This is a genomic window from Acetomicrobium thermoterrenum DSM 13490 (assembly GCF_900107215.1).
Classification (GTDB): domain Bacteria; phylum Synergistota; class Synergistia; order Synergistales; family Acetomicrobiaceae; genus Acetomicrobium; species Acetomicrobium thermoterrenum.
This window is the reverse complement of record NZ_FNPD01000007.1, coordinates 66,826-85,010: the sequence shown is the minus strand read 5'-3', so window position 1 is coordinate 85,010 and position 18,185 is coordinate 66,826. Positions and strand designations below refer to the sequence as shown.

The 18,185-nt window shown below is 48.5% G+C and carries 17 protein-coding genes; 4 read left to right on the top strand and 13 right to left on the bottom strand.

All coding sequences use genetic code 11. The features are described from left to right. The first annotated feature begins 23 nt into the window (after positions 1 to 23). Positions 24 to 1,097, top strand: coding sequence for a prephenate dehydratase (gene pheA / locus BLU12_RS06745; RefSeq protein ID WP_091461545.1), 1,074 nt, complete (start codon positions 24 to 26; stop codon positions 1,095 to 1,097). A gap of 52 nt (positions 1,098 to 1,149) precedes the next feature. On the opposite strand, the gene aroB is transcribed toward pheA, so the two are convergent. The 6 genes from aroB to BLU12_RS09900 all read right to left on the bottom strand — a co-directional run bounded on the left by aroB (position 1,150) and on the right by BLU12_RS09900 (position 7,425). Further along, the gene (aroB, locus tag BLU12_RS06740; protein ID WP_091461544.1) at positions 1,150 to 2,808 is read right to left on the bottom strand and encodes a 3-dehydroquinate synthase; all 1,659 of its coding nucleotides are present in this window, start codon (positions 2,806 to 2,808) and stop codon (positions 1,150 to 1,152) included. Further along, entirely contained in the window at positions 2,801 to 3,970 is a 1,170-nt protein-coding gene (gene aroC / locus BLU12_RS06735) for a chorismate synthase (protein WP_091461542.1), read from the bottom strand. Before aroC ends, aroB begins: the two co-directional genes overlap by 8 nt. Next, on the bottom strand, positions 3,967 to 5,280 hold the full coding sequence (gene aroA / locus BLU12_RS06730; protein ID WP_091461540.1) for a 3-phosphoshikimate 1-carboxyvinyltransferase: 1,314 nt from the start codon (positions 5,278 to 5,280) through the stop codon (positions 3,967 to 3,969). Before aroA ends, aroC begins: the two co-directional genes overlap by 4 nt. Beyond that, positions 5,267 to 6,136: a prephenate dehydrogenase gene (locus BLU12_RS06725; protein ID WP_143270386.1), complete on the bottom strand. Its 870-nt coding sequence runs from the start codon at positions 6,134 to 6,136 to the stop codon at positions 5,267 to 5,269. Before BLU12_RS06725 ends, aroA begins: the two co-directional genes overlap by 14 nt. Next, on the bottom strand, positions 6,118 to 7,155 hold the full coding sequence (aroF, locus tag BLU12_RS06720; RefSeq protein WP_009202175.1) for a 3-deoxy-7-phosphoheptulonate synthase: 1,038 nt from the start codon (positions 7,153 to 7,155) through the stop codon (positions 6,118 to 6,120). Before aroF ends, BLU12_RS06725 begins: the two co-directional genes overlap by 19 nt. A gap of 87 nt (positions 7,156 to 7,242) precedes the next feature. After that, positions 7,243 to 7,425, bottom strand: coding sequence for a hypothetical protein (locus tag BLU12_RS09900; RefSeq protein WP_131725249.1), 183 nt, complete (start codon positions 7,423 to 7,425; stop codon positions 7,243 to 7,245). Between the two features lie 146 nt (positions 7,426 to 7,571). Here BLU12_RS09900 and BLU12_RS09965 point away from each other — a divergent pair, with 146 nt between their 5' ends. After that, the gene (locus BLU12_RS09965) at positions 7,572 to 7,733 is read left to right on the top strand and encodes a hypothetical protein (RefSeq protein WP_009202176.1); all 162 of its coding nucleotides are present in this window, start codon (positions 7,572 to 7,574) and stop codon (positions 7,731 to 7,733) included. A 190-nt stretch (positions 7,734 to 7,923) separates the two neighbouring features. Here the strand turns inward: BLU12_RS09965 and BLU12_RS06715 are convergent, their stop codons facing one another. The 7 genes from BLU12_RS06715 to BLU12_RS06685 all read right to left on the bottom strand — a co-directional run bounded on the left by BLU12_RS06715 (position 7,924) and on the right by BLU12_RS06685 (position 15,882). Beyond that, positions 7,924 to 9,561 carry an N-acyl-D-amino-acid deacylase family protein gene (locus BLU12_RS06715; protein ID WP_009202177.1) on the bottom strand — a complete coding sequence of 546 codons (1,638 nt, stop codon included), beginning with the start codon at positions 9,559 to 9,561 and terminating at the stop codon, positions 7,924 to 7,926. Between the two features lie 52 nt (positions 9,562 to 9,613). Further along, positions 9,614 to 10,354: a gamma-glutamyl-gamma-aminobutyrate hydrolase family protein gene (locus tag BLU12_RS06710; RefSeq protein WP_009202178.1), complete on the bottom strand. Its 741-nt coding sequence runs from the start codon at positions 10,352 to 10,354 to the stop codon at positions 9,614 to 9,616. A 23-nt stretch (positions 10,355 to 10,377) separates the two neighbouring features. Continuing rightward, positions 10,378 to 11,256, bottom strand: coding sequence for an ABC transporter permease (locus BLU12_RS06705; protein ID WP_009202179.1), 879 nt, complete (start codon positions 11,254 to 11,256; stop codon positions 10,378 to 10,380). A gap of 31 nt (positions 11,257 to 11,287) precedes the next feature. Beyond that, entirely contained in the window at positions 11,288 to 12,208 is a 921-nt protein-coding gene (locus tag BLU12_RS06700) for an ABC transporter permease (RefSeq protein WP_040348795.1), read from the bottom strand. An 83-nt stretch (positions 12,209 to 12,291) separates the two neighbouring features. Next, the gene (locus BLU12_RS06695; protein ID WP_091461538.1) at positions 12,292 to 13,878 is read right to left on the bottom strand and encodes an ABC transporter substrate-binding protein; all 1,587 of its coding nucleotides are present in this window, start codon (positions 13,876 to 13,878) and stop codon (positions 12,292 to 12,294) included. 52 nt (positions 13,879 to 13,930) lie between these two features. Beyond that, a complete protein-coding gene (locus BLU12_RS06690; protein ID WP_091461537.1) occupies positions 13,931 to 14,896 on the bottom strand; it encodes an ABC transporter ATP-binding protein in 966 nt (321 codons plus the stop codon). A 20-nt stretch (positions 14,897 to 14,916) separates the two neighbouring features. Then, a complete protein-coding gene (locus BLU12_RS06685) occupies positions 14,917 to 15,882 on the bottom strand; it encodes an ABC transporter ATP-binding protein (RefSeq protein WP_091461535.1) in 966 nt (321 codons plus the stop codon). 254 nt (positions 15,883 to 16,136) lie between these two features. On the opposite strand from BLU12_RS06685, the gene BLU12_RS06680 reads away from it, so the two are divergent. After that, positions 16,137 to 16,976: a dienelactone hydrolase family protein gene (locus BLU12_RS06680; RefSeq protein ID WP_234945527.1), complete on the top strand. Its 840-nt coding sequence runs from the start codon at positions 16,137 to 16,139 to the stop codon at positions 16,974 to 16,976. A 156-nt stretch (positions 16,977 to 17,132) separates the two neighbouring features. Beyond that, positions 17,133 to 18,128: a TRAP transporter substrate-binding protein gene (locus tag BLU12_RS06675; RefSeq protein ID WP_143270385.1), complete on the top strand. Its 996-nt coding sequence runs from the start codon at positions 17,133 to 17,135 to the stop codon at positions 18,126 to 18,128. Positions 18,129 to 18,185 lie beyond the last annotated feature (57 nt).

Below are 18,185 nucleotides of genomic sequence, written 5' to 3'. Positions count from 1 at the left end.
AACGAAAAGAGGGAGGCCTGGAGATGTCCAATCAGGATCTTCACGCTTTGAGGAAAGAGATCGAATCCATAGACGAGGAGTTGCTTCGTCTTCTCGAAAGGCGGGTCAGCCTGGCCAAAGGGATAGGCGAGGTTAAAGGTGACGCTCCTGTCTACGATCCCTTGAGGGAAATTGAGGTCCTGGACAGGCTTTGCGGCTTGGCCAGAGATGTGGATCCCAAATTCGTCCGCCTGCTTTTTGGCGAGGTAATATCCTTTTGCAGGTCCGTTCAAAGGCCTGCCACCGTCGCTTGCATGGGACCCGAGGGCTCCTTTTCCCACGAAGCGGCCTTTGCCCTATTGGGGAGGTCAGTAGATCTTGTCTTCGTTGAAGACCCGGCACAGGTCTTAAGCTCCATCTCGAAGGAAAAAGCTCAAATGGGCGTCGTGCCCGTGGAAAACACCACGGAGGGCACCGTATACGCCACTTTGGATGCCTTTGCCACTGCCGATCAAAGTTTATCTGTCATAGGGGAGGGACAGCTTCCCATAAGGCTGGTGTTGGCAAGCTGTGAGAATTCTTTTTCCGACATCGAAGAGGTTTACTCCCATCCCCAGCCCTTCGGGCAGTGCAGAAACTGGCTTAGCAGAAACCTGCCGGGAGTGAGGCTAATACCCACTTCAAGCACCAGCTATGCGGCTAACATCGCAAAGTCGAAACAAAAGAGCGCCGCCATCTGCGGAAAGCTGGCGGCCGAACTGAAGGGTCTTAACATTTTAGAGGAGGGCATTGAGGACAGGCCTTACAACGCCACGAGGTTCTGGCTTGTCGGACATGCTTGCGAAGGCAGGTCCAAGAGAAACAAGACATCCATATTGTTTAATGTATCCCACAAGCCGGGCACTTTATTTCAGGCTTTGGAGCCCCTGTACAGGGCAGGGCTTAACCTCACTCTGATCCAGTCTCGCCCCCTTCCGGGAAATCCCTTTGAGTATTTCTTTTTCGTCGATTTCGAGGGAGACGCAGAAGACAAGAAGGTAAAGGAAGCCCTCGCAACGATGAATTCCAGGGTGGAAAGGCTTCGCGTTCTGGGCTCTTACCCTCAAATAAGAAGATGAGCTTGACTTAAGCCCATCAGGTTGTCTTCTTGCAATGGTCGATATGTTCGAATTATCGGCCTCCGGCCCTTTCGTAGGCCTTTTTTAAAAGGTCTGTATCTACCTCCATCATCTCGCATTTGTAGCCTTTCCTCGGCAGAACGAACATGGGCTTTGAACCGACGAACTTTTTGTCCCTCATGATGTAAGGGAGAATGCTGTCGAAATCTGCGCAAGGTTTTGTGGGCAGGCCGAAATGTTCGAGCAGGTCGAGGAGCTCGGCCAGGGTGCCTTTGCTTTCCAATTCAAGTATGACGGCAAGGTGCGTCGCCACGACCATTCCGACGGCCACGGCGTCTCCGTGTTTTATGCCGCCGTATCCCTGAAGGGCTTCCAGCCCGTGTGCAATAGTGTGGCCGAGATTGAGGCGGCTTCTTGCCCCCGTCGTCTCTCTTTCGTCTTCTTTCACCACCGATGCTTTAAGCTCTATACAACGTTTTACCATTTTTAGCAAGGTTTCGGGATTTCTTTCTGCGATCGAGCCCCTATTTTCCGAAAGCCAACTCAAAAATTCCCTGTCCTCCCCCAGCCCGTACTTAATGACCTCGGCCATGCCCTGCCTGAACTCCTCGTCGGGCAAACTCAGGAGACAGTTTACGTCGACGATCACGGCGCAGGGCTGATGAAAGGTGCCAACGAGGTTTTTGCCCTCAGGCAGGTTTACGGCGGTCTTTCCGCCGATGGCGCTGTCTGCTTGAGCTATAAGGGTGGTGGGGATGTGGACGACGTCGATGCCTCGCATCCAAGTGGAGGCTGCAAAGCCCGCCGTATCTCCCACGCAGCCGCCGCCTAAAGCTACTATTAGCCCCTTCCTATCAATGTTGTTTCGTGCCAGATCTTCGTAGAGCAGCGAAAGCTGGCTTAAGGATTTCCCCGCCTCTCCTCTAGGCAGCAAGTGTACATCCTTCAAGTTTTTGAAGTTCCTGGAAAATAGGGAGAAGGTAAGGGGGTCGCTTACCAAAAAGGCAGAGCTGAATTTTTTTGGGACGATCTCCGACATAATGTCCTCGAAAGAAGCCAATATGTCGCTTCCCACCAGGACGGGATATTCTGCATTTGCCGTTTTTACTGGGATCGTTTCGACTTTCTTGGGTTGTTTGATTTCGGGAAAGAGGTCGGCGAGCATATCCATTACGCTCATGGCTACTTCATCAACGAAGAGGTCGTCCGTCCGGACGCGGATGTGAGCCTTGCTGTAGGCTTCTCGCCTCCGATTCATGAGTTCTGCCACGGATTCTTCTTTCAGTAGAGGTCTCTTGCCGGGTTCGTTGGATGCCCGTTTTAGGATCGTCTCTATGGCAGCGTCTAAAATTATCAAAGTACCATTCGCGAAAATCTTGGCCTTATTCTCTGGGTTGACGAGCACACCTCCGCCGAGGCCTACTATCACGTTTTTAAGCTTGAAAGTCTCCTCTAAGGCTTCCGCTTCGAGGGCTCTAAAGTAAAGTTCACCATGCTTTTGGAATATCTCGGCTACGCTCATCCCGGCCATGGCCTCGACGAGATCATCGGTATCGACGAAGGGGAAGCCCGTCAGCTCCGCAAGCTTTCTTCCGACAGAGGTCTTGCCCGCTGCCATGAATCCGCCCAGGTAGAGTCTGAAGGGTTTTGAAGCAACCTTACCTTTTGCCTGAGACTCCTTTATCATTGTAATATGAGCTATGTCAGACATGAAACATCCTCCTCGTCCTCTTTGTATGTTCCTCGAATCGAGATCGCAAATCTTCCATCCTGTCGCCACCGAATTGTTCGCATAAGGCCTGTGCGAGCACCAGCGACGTCATCGCCTCTCCCACCACAGAGGCAGCGGGCACGACGCAAACGTCCCCCCGTTCCACGTGAGCCGAAGTTTCCCTTTTAGTCCGCACGTCGAAGGTGCGAAGGGGCTTTTTCAAAGTAGGGATTGGCTTTAGGGCGACGTGAAGGGTCAATTCCTCGCCGTTAGTTACGCCACCTTCTATGCCGCCGGCGTTGTTCGTCCGGCGAGTCCAAAGGCCTGAGGAGAGTACGAACTCGTCGTGTACTTCGCTGCCCGGCCTCTGCGAAAGGCCGAAACCGCCGCCTATCTCCACTCCCTTGGCCGAAGGGATTGCCATCAAGGCCTGAGCAAGGCGTCCGTCCAGGCGCCTGTCCCATTCGCTGTAAGATCCTATGCCGGCGGGGACGTTTTTCACGGATATTGCGAAAGTACCGCCCAGGGAATCGCCGGAGCTTCTGGCTTCGTCTATGATCGCCATAATTTCTTCTTCGTCTTCCTCTCTCGGAAGGCCCATGTCGGAAGAGCAGGCCCTGGTCCATTCTTCCTCGCTTCGGGGCAGGCCGATCGATCGTGGTCCTACGGATGTGACGGAACTTCTCACGGCTATGCCCAGGTCTTCTAAAAGCCTCCTGCATAATGTCCCTGCTATCGTCCAGGCAGCGGTGGCCCTTGCACTTGTCCGCTCCAATACGTTTCTTGCCTCTTCAAATCCGAACTTTGCCATGCCCGACGCGTCGGCGTGTCCCGGCCTTGGCTTTGTTATCTCCCTCTCTTTGGCCTCGTCTTCTTTCAGGTCGAAGGCGTCCATGGCGTCCTTCCACTTTTCCCATTCGCTGTTGCGAAGGACCACCCCAATGGGGTTTCCCGTCGTAACTTTTCCCCTGACGCCGCTGTAAAACTCGAACTCGTCCCTTTCGAGTTTCATGCGTTCTCCTCTGCCGTAGCCACGCCTTCTTCTGGCAAGCTGCTCTTCGATGTAGTCCTTAGATATGGGAAGGCCCGCCGGCAAACCTTCGACAATGATCAGATAACCCTTGCCGTGTGATTCACCACTGGACAGCATGCGAATGCTCATGACGACACCCTCTCCTTCGGTTGGGATTTCGTCGTCAGGGCCTTTAAGTCCTCGAAAAAGGAGGGGTAGGATATGTGTACGCAACTTTCGCCTTCAAGTATCACACTGTCGTCTGCGGCCAATCCGGCTACAGCAAGGGCCATTGCTATCCGGTGATCGCCGAAGCTTTTGAGCCTTGCGCCGGAAAGTTTTGTTTTGCCCTTTATGATCCAGCCGTCTTGAAGCTCTTCTATTTGGGCGCCCATCCTCTTGAGGCCTTCAGTCATGGCGTGAATCCTGTCGCTTTCCTTTACCCTGAGCTCGCCGGCGCCCCTTATTTCGGTGGTCCCTTCTGCCTGGGTGGCTGCCACGGCCAGTACGGGAAGTTCGTCTATCATGGAGGGTATCTCTTCGGGCATTACCTTTGTGCCCTTAAGATACGACGACCTCACCGTGATGGTGGCCATCCTTTCTCCTCCGCTCAAGATCTCGTCTTCGATGTTGTAATCCAGCCCCATTCTTTGAAGCACCCTTAGAAGTCCTGTCCTCGTAGGATTTACGTTGACCTTTTTGATTTGAAGCTCGCTTTTCTCGGTAATGGCTGCAGCCACTATCCAAAAGGCGGCAGCAGAAAAATCTCCCGGTATGGTCCAGCTTGCTCCCTTAAGGGAAGAAACGGGGTACACGGTGACCTTGAGGCCCTTTCTGAAGATGGGGGTTCCCAGGTGTTCCAGCATTATCTCTGTGTGGTCCCTCGTAAGGGTAGGCTCGATCACTGTAGTTGCTCCCTGCGCTCTAAGGCCGGCGAAAAGTATTGCCGTTTTCACCTGAGCGCTTGCCACCTGGAGGGTGTGAACGCCGCCCGTAAGCTTTCTTCCTCTAACCGCCAGGGGAAGCTTCTCTCCGAATTCCCTTCCGTCTATCTTTGCGCCCATGGCAACTAGCGGCTTGGCAACTCTTCCCATAGGTCTTCTCTTCAGGCTTTCATCGCCCGTGATGACGGCAAATATGTTAGGGATTCCCGATATTAATCCCAATATGAGCCTGGCCGTGGTCCCGGAGTTTCCTGCGTCCAAGACATCGTTCGGTTCTTTTAAGCCGTCAGGGGCTTTTACCGATACCTTGCCTGAGACGGCATCTTTGTTGACTTCGCAGCCCATCGTCCTAAGGCACGAAAGGGTGCTCGCGCAGTCCTCCCCCGGAGAAAAATTTTCCACTTCTATGCCTTCCCTCGAAAGAGACCCCAGCAGGGCAGCTCTATGGGATATTGATTTGTCGCCCGGTACCTTTATCTCGCCGACAATTCCTTCTTGCGGTCTAATTTCTATCACTTATCTCACCTCGACGCTTTAGCAGTGATTCCCTTGCCTCTTTGGCCTTGGTCGCCAAATCGAACAAACTCTCCGGCTCTACCTCTGACAACTCGGATAAAATATCTATAAATTCCTTTATCGCCTTTTTTATAAAGCCTCTATTCGTCTCCCACACGTCGGTTACGAGCCAGGGAGGGCAAGATGCCACTCTCGTGGTGTCTTTGAAACCGCCGGCTATGAAGTATGGAAGTTTTTGGTTTTTAGAAGCTCCCTTGAATGCCGACAAGGCAAGGCTAATGGCCATAAACATGGGAAGATGGCTCGTAAGGGCCACAATTTCGTCGTGTTCTTCCGGAGCTGTTATTACGGGGAGCATGCCTAGGGCGCAGATGAGGTCTTTGGCCATTTTCGTAGCTTCGCCGTCAGAAATTTCGGTGGGAACCAGCGCGCAAACGGCGCCATAGAGCATTTCTGCTGTTGCGTTTTGGATACCGCCCTTTTCCTTGCCCGCCATGGGATGAAGCCCTACGTATTTTTCCTTCCAGATAAAGGATAATTCCTTTGACAGAGCAGATTTGGTGCTGGCCGTATCCACAACGGCCTTTAAATTTTTACCCGCAAGAGGGGCCAATGTTTTGCTTAAGGCGGTCATTTTGCTTGGCGGGGTGGCTATGATCAAAAGTTCGGTTTCTTCGACCGTTTCCTTCGGGCTAGCGATCGAAGTTATGGCTTTTGATGAAAGGGCATGCTCCAGCACGTTTCCGTCCACGTCCCAACCGAGGACCCTGTCGACGGAGCGGCTTTCGAGCAATCCTTTCCCCATGGAACCGCCTATAAGCCCAAGCCCTACGATGCCTACGCTGCTACAGAGCACTTCGATCCCTCCAGAGTTTTTTCGGGCATCACGGAAAGCAGTCTTTTGATCGATTTCATCAGTTTGTCGAACTCCTCCAGGTCGAGCGATTGGTCGCCGTCGCTTACCGCTTCCTCGGGATTCGGGTGCACCTCTACGATCAGGCCGTCCGCTCCCGCGGCAAGGGCAGCCAGGCTCATGCTGGGAACGAGCTCGCTCTTTCCCGTTCCGTGGCTGGGATCTACGATCACAGGCAAATGGCTTAAGCTCTTGACCAGGGGGACGGCGTTTAGATCCAGGGTGTTTCTCGTCCTTTTTTCGAAACTTCTTATTCCCCTCTCGCAGAGTATGACGTTGAAGTTTCCTCCGGCCATGATGTATTCCGCAGCTTGTAGCCATTCATCTATGGTGGCCATCATGCCCCTTTTAAGCAGAACTGGTTTGTCGACCTTGCCTAAGGCCTTGAGGAGGGAGAAGTTCTGCATGTTTCGGGAACCGACCTGCAGGATGTCGGTGTGGGGGAGCATGAAGTCGATGTCTTCGGGGGTCATTATTTCCGTGACGATCGGAAGGCCCGAGATTTTTTTTGCCTCTGCCAGCAGAGCCAAGCCCTCGATGCCGAGCCCCTGGAAGGTGTACGGATTGGTCCTCGGCTTGTAAGCGCCTCCTCTAAGCGCCAGTGCTCCGGATCTTTTTACCGATTGTGCCGTCTTTACAATCTGCTCCTTTCCCTCTACAGCACAGGGGCCGGCAATGATGAGAACGTTTCCTCCGCCAACGGAGATTCCCGGTGCTATATTCACTACGCTGTCTTTTTTATGCCACTCTCTGCTTGCCAAAGAGAAGGGCAACTTAACCTTGGTCACCTGATCTACTTCCGGCATCGTCTTTATGCTGGTCTCGTCGATCTCCCCTTCGGCCAACAGGATTGCCTCTGGTTCCTCCTTTGCGATCCTGGCCCTTATCCCTATTTGGTCCAATTTCATTAAAAGCCTTCCTGCCGATTCTCCTCTTTTTGTCTTTACGATGGCTCTTTCCATCTTCTTTCCCTCCCTTTTGAAATAAAAAAATCCGAGGTTCGGCTTTGAGACCGAACCCCGGATTTAATCTGCTATTATGTTACTCTACTATCTGAAATTAAAGTAATCTTTCCCACCCGGCGGTCGGTCTCCATAAGAAAAAGGGCCAGAAGCGTAATAATAACGCCACTGGCCGTTGCTAAAGTAATAACCGCCGGATATGGAGGCGCACATGTTGCTAATGGCACTGACACATTGCCCTGACGTAGCTAAGAAACGTTGTCCTATCATCACTTGGCGCCTCCTCCATTTCGCAAAGTTTTAGGTTGACAATTATGTTATACGACATGTCATAGTTTGTCAACAAAAATTTTTTGAGACGATAAAAAAATGCAGCATTCTGGGGTACAGCCGCCAGATATCTTTTAAAGCAGGAGTTGACGGGCGAGACATGGCCTGTCTCTGAGCTTGGCAGGTCGACATTCTCTCCCGGCTGTGCGGTATCCCTTGAGCCGAAAGACTCTTGGATTCTTCCCCTGGTGGTTGCTAGCGAGACTGCAGAAGAACGCCTGTGGAACGAAGGCGTAAGCGTCGGTTAAAACTTGAAAACCGCCCCTTTTCAGACACCCTTTCCCAATTTATTGTTATAATACAAGATGATGTTATTGATCATAGACTTTTTTAATAAATAGTCAGGCAAAGCTCTTTTAATATCGTTCGGGACGAAAAATTACTGCAGGCGGCCGAAAAAAGCGGCTGCGCCGACTTGTTAATCGGTTTCGAAACAATTTAATCTTTAACCCCTGCAATCTTGTTTAATACGAGGCCAGGGAGATTTCCAGTATGAAAACCCTTCTCAATGACCATTTGGCCATTTACTATTACGTACTCAATTCCCTTTGGATATTGATGGGGGTTTTCAAATGTGGCTGTGTCGATGATTACATCGGGATCAAATATGGTTATGTCGGCAAAATAATCTTCTTTTATGGCTCCACGTTTTCGTATGTTGAACCTCTCCGCAGGCAATGACGTCGATTTTTTCACGGCTTCCTCCAAGGTCAGGACTTTTTCTTCCCTTGTGTAATGTCCCATTATACGAGGATAGGTGCCGTAATAACGGGGGTGCACAGAACCTTTGCTCAATTCCCCGTAGGTCGCGCATGCCCTTCCATCTGTTCCAAAGCAAGCTTCGGGATGAGACATGACGTAGACCAAGTCCTTTTCGCACATGGCAAAGAATATGCACTTCACGGAAGCATCTTCATCGATTAACAATTGAATGACGGCTTCATAAGGGGTGCATTTCATGTCTTCGGCTATTTCCTTTATCGTCATTCCTTCGTATTTTTTGTTCTTATCACTCTTTAATAAGGCTACTTTGACGCATTCGTCCCAGTCATCGCAGACCATTATCGTCTCCCAATCTTCTAATCCCTCTTCCATGTCCTTTACCGCTCTTCGTCTAGTCTCTTCGTATTTAAGAAGGTTTACCATTTCTTTGGGCCCGTCTCTTTTTGCCCGGGGTGGGACTAAATCGATAAGGCCGCTACCATAGGCCGTATAGGGGTAAACGTCAAATCCAACATCAAGGCCGGCGTCTTCAGCCTCGTCTATCAAAGTTAAGGCTTCATTGACTTTGCCCCAATTGGGCTTGTAAGTGGCCTTTAAGTGCGATATTTGAATTCTTACTCCAGTCCTTCTCGCTATCTCTATGGCATGTTTCACACAAAGTATTAAATCCTTGCCTTCGTCTCTCATGTGGATGGCATAGATTCCGCCATAATCTCTTATCATCTCGCATAATTCGGCAATCTCGTCCATATCGATGAAGTTACCTGGTTCGTATTGAAAGGCTGTGGATAGACCATAAAATCCACTATCCAGTTCTGACTTTAGCAATGCCTTCATCTTATCCATTTCATCATGCGTAGGTTTTCTCTGGTCAAACCCCATTACGCCGACATGGATCATTCCATGTCCCACTAAGGGTGCTAGATTGAAGGACATTCCATCCCTAGAAGAATAATCCAAAAAACTTTTTTGGCTTTTCCAATCCCATATTTTTTCCATTTCATCGTTTAATACAATTGTGTTGGCTAAATATTGCAACTGCTCATTTTTATGCTCAGATACTATAGGTCCAGCAGTAAATCCGCAATTTCCGACCACCTCAGTAGTTATGCCCTGCCTTATTTTGCTCTCTCCAAAATTATTTATAAAGATAGTAAAGTCAGAATGACTATGAGCGTCTATAAAGCCCGGAGACACTATTAAATCCTTGGCGTCTATGTATCTTGCGGCGCAATCTTCGATGTTGCTTTGAATTTTGCAAATATAATTATCTTTTACTCCTATATCTGAAATGTATCTCTTTTTGCCGGACCCATCTATTATAATTCCATTTTTTATAATTATATCTAACATATTATTCCTTTCTAATAATCATAAATTTTTAAATCGCTATGTTGCAGCTTGACTACGATCGAGTTTTCTTAAAGTCCCTGGCGCTTTCGACGAAAAGATCGATGATCCTCTTTGCCTGTTCGCTGGATAGCAACATCTCCTCAGGATGAAACTGAACGCCCACTACGAAAGGATCCAGAGTGGATTCGATTATTTCGATGACCCCATCATCGGATATGGCGCTTGCGATAAAGCCTTCGGGTACGGACTCTATGGATTGCACGTGAAAGCTGTTGACCAGCATGTTGTCGGCCTGCAAGAGGAGCTTCGCCTTCGTATTGTCAGTTATTCTAACATTATGAGTCGGGTGATCTCCCGACTCCTTTTGTCGATGGCCCTGCAAAAAATGAGAGTAATCCATCTTTCCTCCAAACACCTCAGCAATCATTTGGCAGCCTCGGCAGATGCCCAAAATGGGCATTCCCTTCATGCGGGCATGAAGGAGCAATTCTTTCTCGAATTCATATCTTTTGGGTTGTTGTTCCGTCAAGGTAGGGCGCGTCGTCTGCGACGGGATTCCCTCCAGACTGCCACCCCCACTGAGCAGGAGGCCATCGATCACCATCATGATATCCTCAATTAGGGGTATCAATAATTCCCTCTCGTTGATCATGGGAAGGATGAAGGGAGTGCCGCCAGAGTATAAAATAGCATCGACATATTGCTTGCCAATATAGATGCAACCGACTTTATTCTCATCGCTTGACCACGTTTCAGCCGACCATACGCTGCTTATTCCGATTATAGGCTTCAAGATTTTTACACTCCTCCATATTTTTAGTTTCGAAGTCTCGGGTCAAGGGTGTCCCTCAGGGCATCACCGAAGAGATTAAAACCCATGACAATCAAGATGATCATCAGCCCGGGAAAGACCGTTATCCAGGGAGCATCGAAAAGAAAGGAGCGGCCAGAACTCATGATCGAACCCCAGCTGGGCAAAGGGGGCTGTATCCCGAGCCCCAAAAAACTCAGCGTCGCTTCTACGATTATGGCCTTTGGTACCTCGAGCGTCGTCAAGACGACCAAAGGAGCCAGGGAATTTGGTAAAATGTGGCGTAATATAATCCTAAGATCGGAATATCCGAGAATCTTAGCTGCTTCTATGAACTCTTGGCTTTTCAGGGATAGAAATTGACCCCGCGTGATGCGGGCAAAGGACCCCCAGGAGGAAAGCGCTATGGCCAGACATACGTTGAACAAACCTGGTCCAAGGATGGCGATGATGGCTATTGCGAGCAACGTCATGGGAAAGGCTAAAGCTATATCTATCAACGCACATATGGCGCTGTCCAAAATACGACCGTAATAACCGGCGATGCTTCCCAAGAGAAGTCCTGCGAAGAGAGAAATGCCCACGGCCAGAAAGCCAACCTTAAGAGAGACTCTCGAACCATAGATCACCCGACTAAAAATATCGCGCCCAAATTCGTCGGTGCCGAACAAATGGGCCCTCGATGGTGATTGCAGCATGGACGGCAAATCCTGTTTAGCGTAATCATGAGTGGCTATCAGCGGAGCCGCAATGGCGCAGAGAAACATCAACACTATGATGACCAACCCAAAGACCGCGGCTTTATTGCGAAACAAACGCTTCATCAAATGCCAGAAGGCGCTCTCGCTTCTGGCAATCCTGGCACCTGCTACCTCTTCAGCCATATATAATCGCCACCTTATCAACCTTCTTGTTTCATCTCAACTTTATACGCGGATCTACAACCGCATATAGGACATCTGCAAGGAGGTTTCCCAATATTATGCAGGTCGTCAAAACAACCATTGTCCCCTGGACGACAGGGTAGTCGCGGGCCAAAATGGAATCGACCATCAACCTTCCCAATCCAGGTCTGGCAAAGACGATCTCCACTACGACAGATCCTCCCACAATCCATCCTATGCGCAATCCTAACAAGGTAATTATCGGAATTAATGCATTTCTCAGGGCGTGACGGTTAATTACGACCCGCTCAGGCAGGCCCTTGCTTCTGGCGGTGCGTATGTAATCCTGGCGAATTACCTCAAGCATGCTAGATCGCACCATTCTAGCGACCAAAGCCGCATCGGTTATTCCAATCGTCAATGCAGGCAAAAAGAGATGCCTCCATGTCCCGTAACCTGAAATCGGGAAAAGCCTCAGTTTGAAAGCTACTATATACAATAGCATCAGCCCAAACCAAAAGGTTGGCATCGAAATGCCGATCAGAGAAGCGGCCATAAGCGAGTAATCCGTGGCGGTATTTCTCTTCAAGGCGGCTTTAATACCAATGGGAATTGCTATTAAAAATGATATGATCAAAGCCGTCACGCTCAATTCAAAGGTGACGTAAAACCTCTCTGCAATCAACTCTGATACGGGCTTATGCTGAATTATCGATTGTCCCAAATCGCCGCGAATAAGAGATCTCATAAAGCCAAGATATTGGACTATCAGGGGTTGGTCCAAGCCATATTGATGTCGTATATTTTCCCGCACTTCAGGGGTTACGTTAGGACCGACGATCAAATCTATAGGATCTCCAGGAGATAAATGGAGCATTGAAAATATGATGATCGTCATTCCCAACAAAGTTAAAGCTAGAAATGTCATTCGCCTGGCGAAATATCTTAGCATCACAACCACTCCTGCTGGTTATTGGAGAAAGGGGCTTGCATGAAACCCCCCTTCTCCAATCATTAAATTTAACAAAGATGGTTCTATTTGGTTTCTATATCGATTCCGTCGCTGTATTGAATCATCCATGGATGGATCTTGAAGTTTTTGACCTCTTTCCGCACTGCCAACATCATGTCTGGAATGTAGATAGGGCACCATACTGCTTGTTCGATGAGATATCGCTGCACTTCCTTATACTTCTCCGCTCGCTCTTCCCACGTAGGTGCAGTCGCGGCCGAGTTGATCAGCTCGTCTGTCTTGGGATCACACCAGCGAGAGTGGTTGGGATAGGGAAACTGCGACGATAACAAGAACCAATCGAGAATATCGGCATTGGGCCAGCTATAAAGGCGGACGAAAAGGTCTTGTTGCCCTGCCTTTAGCATGGCAACATAGCTTGCGCTGTCGAAAAGCTGAATCTTGGCCCTTATCCCTATTTCTGCTAGTTGAGCCTGAAGAACCTCCGCGAGCCTTTTCGATGTAGAATCGTTTTCAGCTGAAAGAGTGGTCTCAAAGCCATCTGGGAATCCTGCTTTGGCAAGCAGCTCCTTCGCCTTAGCGGGGTCATATTTGTAGCCCAACTCCTCGCTTTCCTCCAGATATTCATCTTTCAACGCCTGGGGAAGATAACCGTATGCAGGCGTGGCATAGCCACTAAATATGTATTTCACTATCGTTTCTCTGTCGACTGCGTGATTGATTGCCCTCCTGACGAGCACGTCGTCAAAGGGCTTTTTGTCACATGCATAGGCTAGATACCCCAACTTGGTCGACTGTTCAGTAAATATGTTTATTTCGGGATTGTTCTTCAGTTTATCGACCTGCAATGGAGGCACATCGCGAAGCACGTGGACCCCACCGGTCAAAAGTTCCATTATGCGCGAGCTTTCCTCAGGTATAGTTCTTATGACCAATTCATCGAAAAGGGGTGGCCCCTGATTGGACATCCATTCCGGCCCCCAATTGTAATGAGGGTTTTTGACGAGCACTATCCTGTCTCCACGGACCCATTCCTTGAACATAAAGGGACCAGTTCCTATGACGGTCTTGATGCCGTAGTCCTCCCCATATTCATCATAACAACCTGCCTTCTGAATTCCGGAGGCCGTGTTGGATAAGTTGAAAAGCAGGTTCGGAAAGGGATATTTCAACGTCATCTGCACAGTATAATCATCGATAATTTTGACTTGGTCGATGGCCTTGAGATCTCCGGCAAAGGGAGAAGCTGTCTTCGGATCTTTAATTGTATCGATTGTCCATTTCACGTCCTTTGCGGTAAAAGGGGTGCCATCGTGGAACTTGACTTCCTTTTTTAAATGAAATGTCCACATCAGCCCATCTTCCGATACATCCCAACTTGTCGCCAACCCCGGTCGATACCCGAAATTGTAATCCCTCGACACCAAGCGATCGTGCAAATAGATCAACGCATCCGAATACCATGCAGCTTTCATGGTGTCTAAAATATCGGGATCCCTATCCATTGCTTGAACGATGACCTTCTTTTCCGCAGCTATCGAAGGAGATTCTGAAAAGATCATGCCAAAAAAACTAAAAAGTACGATCAACGCAATAAAAATGCCCACCCCAAAAGGACCTTTTCCCACAGAACCTCTATACCTCCTCATTTTTTTCTACCTCCTTCCGTTTTTTGGACATCACTTTATTATTAATTATTATTTAAGCATAATGACAAGCTACAAAATGATCGATACCTTTTTTTATTAAAGGCGGTTCTTCAATTGAACATCTTTCTTTGGCCATAAAACATCGAGGATGAAACCTGCAACCCTCGGGGGGATGCAAAGGGCTCGGAACATCCCCCTCGAGGATTCTGCGTCTTACATCTCTATCTTCCAATACATCCGGTATGGCCTCGAGAAGGGCTTGCGTATAAGGGTGAAGGGGGGTGTCAAACAATGTATCGGTCTCCGCGATCTCCACGATTTTGCCGAGGTACATAACAGCTACGCGAGTGCTAATATGCCTAACGACGCTCATATCATGGGAGATGAATAAATAGGTTAAATTAAATCTCTTTTGAAGCTCTTCAAATAAGTTTATTATCTGAGCCCTGATAGAAACATCAAGTGCCGAAACGGGTTCATCGCAAATTAAAAACTCGGGGTCTATGGCCAATGCTCTGGCGATTACAACTCGCTGTCTCTGCCCTCCGCTCAATTCGTGGGGGTATCTGTTGCGGAAGTGTTTAGCCAAACCCACTGCGTCCATCAGCTTTTCTACTTTGTGCTTTCTTTCTAATTTAATCGACCTCTCGTGAACGATGAGTACCTCTTCAATGGTGTCGCCCACTGTAAGTCTAGGATTGAGCGAACCGAAGGGATCCTGAAAGACCATCTGGGCCTTTTTGCGAAAGTCTTTAAGCTGTCTTTTATCGAAGGAGAGCACATCGATTCCGCGATAATAAACCTTGCTTTTCCCTAAAGCCTCTACAAGCCTTACTATGGCCCTGCCCAGAGTTGATTTTCCACATCCGCTTTCTCCAACTAAGCCGAGGACCTCGCCTGCTTTCACTTCTAAGTCTATGCCATCGACTGCCCTTATGTATTGTTTTTTGCCAAAGGTTCCGCTTGTCGCCGAGAAGTATACACGCAAATCCTGCAATTGAAGCAAAATTTCCGACATGAAATCATTCCTCTCTCACTTCACGGGATGTTGTAACATCGAACAAGACGATCGTCCACCTTCGATAGCGTTGGTTCGGTATGTACGCAACGATCTGAGGCATAATCACAACGCGGTGCAAATCGACAACCTGAGAGTATCTCTTGAGGAGATGGCACGCTGCCTTTGATGGACTTCAATGGCTTCCTTGGTCCCTTTATGGTGGGCAGAGAGGCAAGAAGGCCTTTCGTATAGGGATGAAGGGGGTGTCTCAAAACATCCTTCGTAGGTCCGTATTCGACGATACGTCCACAGTACATTACGGCAACATTATCCGCCACCTCATTGATTACTCCCAAGTCGTGGGTAATAAACAATACCGCAGTCCCCATTCTTTTCTGAAGTTCAAGTATTAAATCTAGAATTTGGGCCTGAACCGTTACGTCTAAGGCCGTTGTCGGTTCATCTGCTATCAGGAGGCTTGGATTACAGGCCAAGGCCATGGCGATCATGGCACGCTGCCTCATGCCGCCGCTAAGTTCATGAGGATATTGGCGCAAACGCTTTTTGGGCAGGGAGACTTTGCAAAGGCGCAACAGATGCTCGCTTTTTTCCAGTGCCTCTTTTTTGGATGCTCCTTCATGAAGCATTATAGCTTCGGAAATTTGAGCTCCAATGGTAAGAACGGGGTTTAAGGAAGTCATCGGTTCCTGGAAGATCATGGAAATCTCATTTCCGCGAATCCGTCTCATTTCGTCTTCGCTTTTAAGCAAAAGATCTTCGCCTTTAAATAATATCTTTCCATCGACGATCTTTGCAGGAGGCGATTGTATCAAGCGCATGATAGAAAGGGCTGTCACGCTTTTGCCAGAACCTGACTCGCCGACTATGCCCAGTGTTTCTCCTTCTTGAACGACGAAACTAACTGAATCTACCGCTGTGATTACGCTATCTTCGATGTAAAAGTAGGTCTTCAGATTTCTCACATCCAGTAGCGGAATTCCCACTAAGGCGCACCTCCCACTTAGCGGATATATATATCCGCTTATGAAATAATATAACCGAGCATCGTATATGTCAAGTGAAAATGAAACTCAATCATTATTCGATTAATTAAATAAATGAATTCTCAAAAATAGTTATAAGGATTTTGATGTGCCTCAGAAAGACGTATCAATTGAGGACCTACCCTTTACAATTACATCATATAATTTAAAATAAATACAAATAAGCGGTTTACTCAAAAAAGGGGGTCGATATGATGTCAGATAAAGGAATTTCAATTGCATTTGCAACGATCTGTCTGTTTTTGATCGTTGCTTTGCTGCCCGCATTGGCAGGTACTAATCCTTTACTGCAACGAGCGGAGGGGGCTCAGACGTTGAAAGAAGAGATAATAACATACAACCACGAAGATACTGTACTTGAGGGCTATTTGGTCTACGAGGAATCCGTCAAAGACAAACGTCCAGGGGTCATCATAATTCACGAATGGATGGGTTTGTCGGAATACGAGAAGATGAGGGCCAGACAAATAGCAGAGCTGGGTTATGTCGCTTTCGCCGCCGACATCTACGGTAAGGGCGTGAGGCCCAAAAACGCAGATGAAGCAGCACAGTTGGCAGGGAAGTTTAGAAGCGACAGGAATTTATTGAGGGAAAGGGGTCAGGCGGCCCTTTCGGTGCTCCAAAATCATCCTCTTGTAGATCCCGAACGCATAGCGACCATGGGATATTGCTTCGGCGGAGGAGCATCGCTTGAGCTTGCAAGGAGCGGAGCGCCAATTAGAGGAGCCATAAGCTTTCACGGAAATCTCGACACGCCAAACCCGGATGATGCTAAAAATATCAAGGGGTCAATTTTAGTCCTGCATGGTGCCGATGACCCAATGGTCCCAATGGAGCAGGTAATTGCCTTCCAGGAAGAAATGAGAAGCGCTAACGTTGATTGGCAGATGATCTTCTATGGCAATACAGTACACAGTTTTACTAACCCGAATGCGGGCAATAACCCTGAAATTGGCGTTGCCTACAATCCAATATCGGAAAGGCGCTCCTTCGAAGCCATGAAGGCATTTTTCAACGAGATATTCGCAAAGTAGAGTATTGCGTTAGCATATACGTGGCCTAGCAAACTCAATTTCCACTTGCTAGGCCACGTATTGTAAGTTACACACTCCCTTAAAATACTATTCTAGAATTCCGATAAATGTGTTATATTCTATCACAATGAAATACATCATAAGGGGGAGTAATGTATGAGCTTTAAGCGGTGGTTGAGTTTATCAATGGCAGCGATGTTTTTGTTCTTTTTCGCCTTTTGCGCATCTGCAGCTGACTACACGATCAAGGTGGGAACCATTCAGCCCGAAAGCCATCCCGACTGTGTCCTAATGAGGGAGGTCTTTCAAAAATACGTGGAAGAGAATTCCGGTGGTAGGATAAAGGTCGAGCTATATCCCAATGCACAGATGGGTGGAGACAGGGAGATGGCCGAAGCAGTTCAATTGGGCATCCTTCAGATGGCCCTCCCCGTTACGTCCATTACAGCCAGTTTCGAGAAGAGTTTCAACGTCGTCGAACTTCCATATCTTTTCACGACCAGGGAATCAGCATTTGAGGCGCTCGACGGGGAGTTGGGCAAGGAGCTGGACAAGAGATTGCTTAAAACGGGCATGATGAATTTAGGCTATTTCGAAAACGGTTTCAGACACATTACCAACAACAAACGCCCTATCTACAGTCCCGAGGATTTGAAAGGCCTGAAGATAAGGACAATGGAAGTGCCTCCGCATATAGCCTTCTTCAAAGAATTGGGGGCAAATCCCACTCCTATGAGCTTTGGTGAGCTTTACACGGCCCTTCAGCAAGGTACCGTAGATGGTCAGGAAAACCCCATAGTCCTAATACACGACAGCAGGTTCTATGAAGTACAGAAATACTGTTCTCTGACCGGACATGTCTTTTCCGTCGTTCACATTTTGACCAATAAGTCCTTCATTGATAACCTTCCCTCCGAGTTGCAGGAAGTCGTAAAGGAAGGAGCAAGGAGGTTTGTAGCAAGACATCGGGAAGTCATGCCACAGGAAGAGGAAGAACTTATAGTGGAACTCCAAAACAAGGGTATGAAGATAAACGACCTCACGCCCGAGCAGAAGAAGCCCTTCGTTGAAGCGGCCCACGCCATTTACGAGCAGTTCAAGGGCGAGATCGGAGAAGACATCATCGCCCTAGCTGAAAAGGTAGCAAAATAGATCAAGATTTAAGAGGGGCTCATGCCTTTAGGGCCCCTCTTGTTTTCCGGGGAGGAA

Bases quoted from the DNA above. Each gene is read 5' to 3' on its own strand.
- pheA (WP_091461545.1), top strand. From the start codon at position 24: ATGTCCAATCAGGATCTTCACGCTTTGAGGAAAGAGATCGAATCCATA.
- aroB (WP_091461544.1), bottom strand. From the start codon at position 2,808: ATGTCTGACATAGCTCATATTACAATGATAAAGGAGTCTCAGGCAAAA.
- aroC (WP_091461542.1), bottom strand. From the start codon at position 3,970: ATGAGCATTCGCATGCTGTCCAGTGGTGAATCACACGGCAAGGGTTAT.
- aroF (WP_009202175.1), bottom strand. From the start codon at position 7,155: ATGGAAAGAGCCATCGTAAAGACAAAAAGAGGAGAATCGGCAGGAAGG.
- BLU12_RS09900 (WP_131725249.1), bottom strand. From the start codon at position 7,425: ATGATAGGACAACGTTTCTTAGCTACGTCAGGGCAATGTGTCAGTGCC.
- BLU12_RS06715 (WP_009202177.1), bottom strand. From the start codon at position 9,561: ATGTTAGATATAATTATAAAAAATGGAATTATAATAGATGGGTCCGGC.
- BLU12_RS06705 (WP_009202179.1), bottom strand. From the start codon at position 11,256: ATGGCTGAAGAGGTAGCAGGTGCCAGGATTGCCAGAAGCGAGAGCGCC.
- BLU12_RS06700 (WP_040348795.1), bottom strand. From the start codon at position 12,208: ATGCTAAGATATTTCGCCAGGCGAATGACATTTCTAGCTTTAACTTTG.
- BLU12_RS06695 (WP_091461538.1), bottom strand. From the start codon at position 13,878: ATGAGGAGGTATAGAGGTTCTGTGGGAAAAGGTCCTTTTGGGGTGGGC.
- BLU12_RS06690 (WP_091461537.1), bottom strand. From the start codon at position 14,896: ATGTCGGAAATTTTGCTTCAATTGCAGGATTTGCGTGTATACTTCTCG.
- BLU12_RS06680 (WP_234945527.1), top strand. From the start codon at position 16,137: ATGTCAGATAAAGGAATTTCAATTGCATTTGCAACGATCTGTCTGTTT.
- BLU12_RS06675 (WP_143270385.1), top strand. From the start codon at position 17,133: ATGAGCTTTAAGCGGTGGTTGAGTTTATCAATGGCAGCGATGTTTTTG.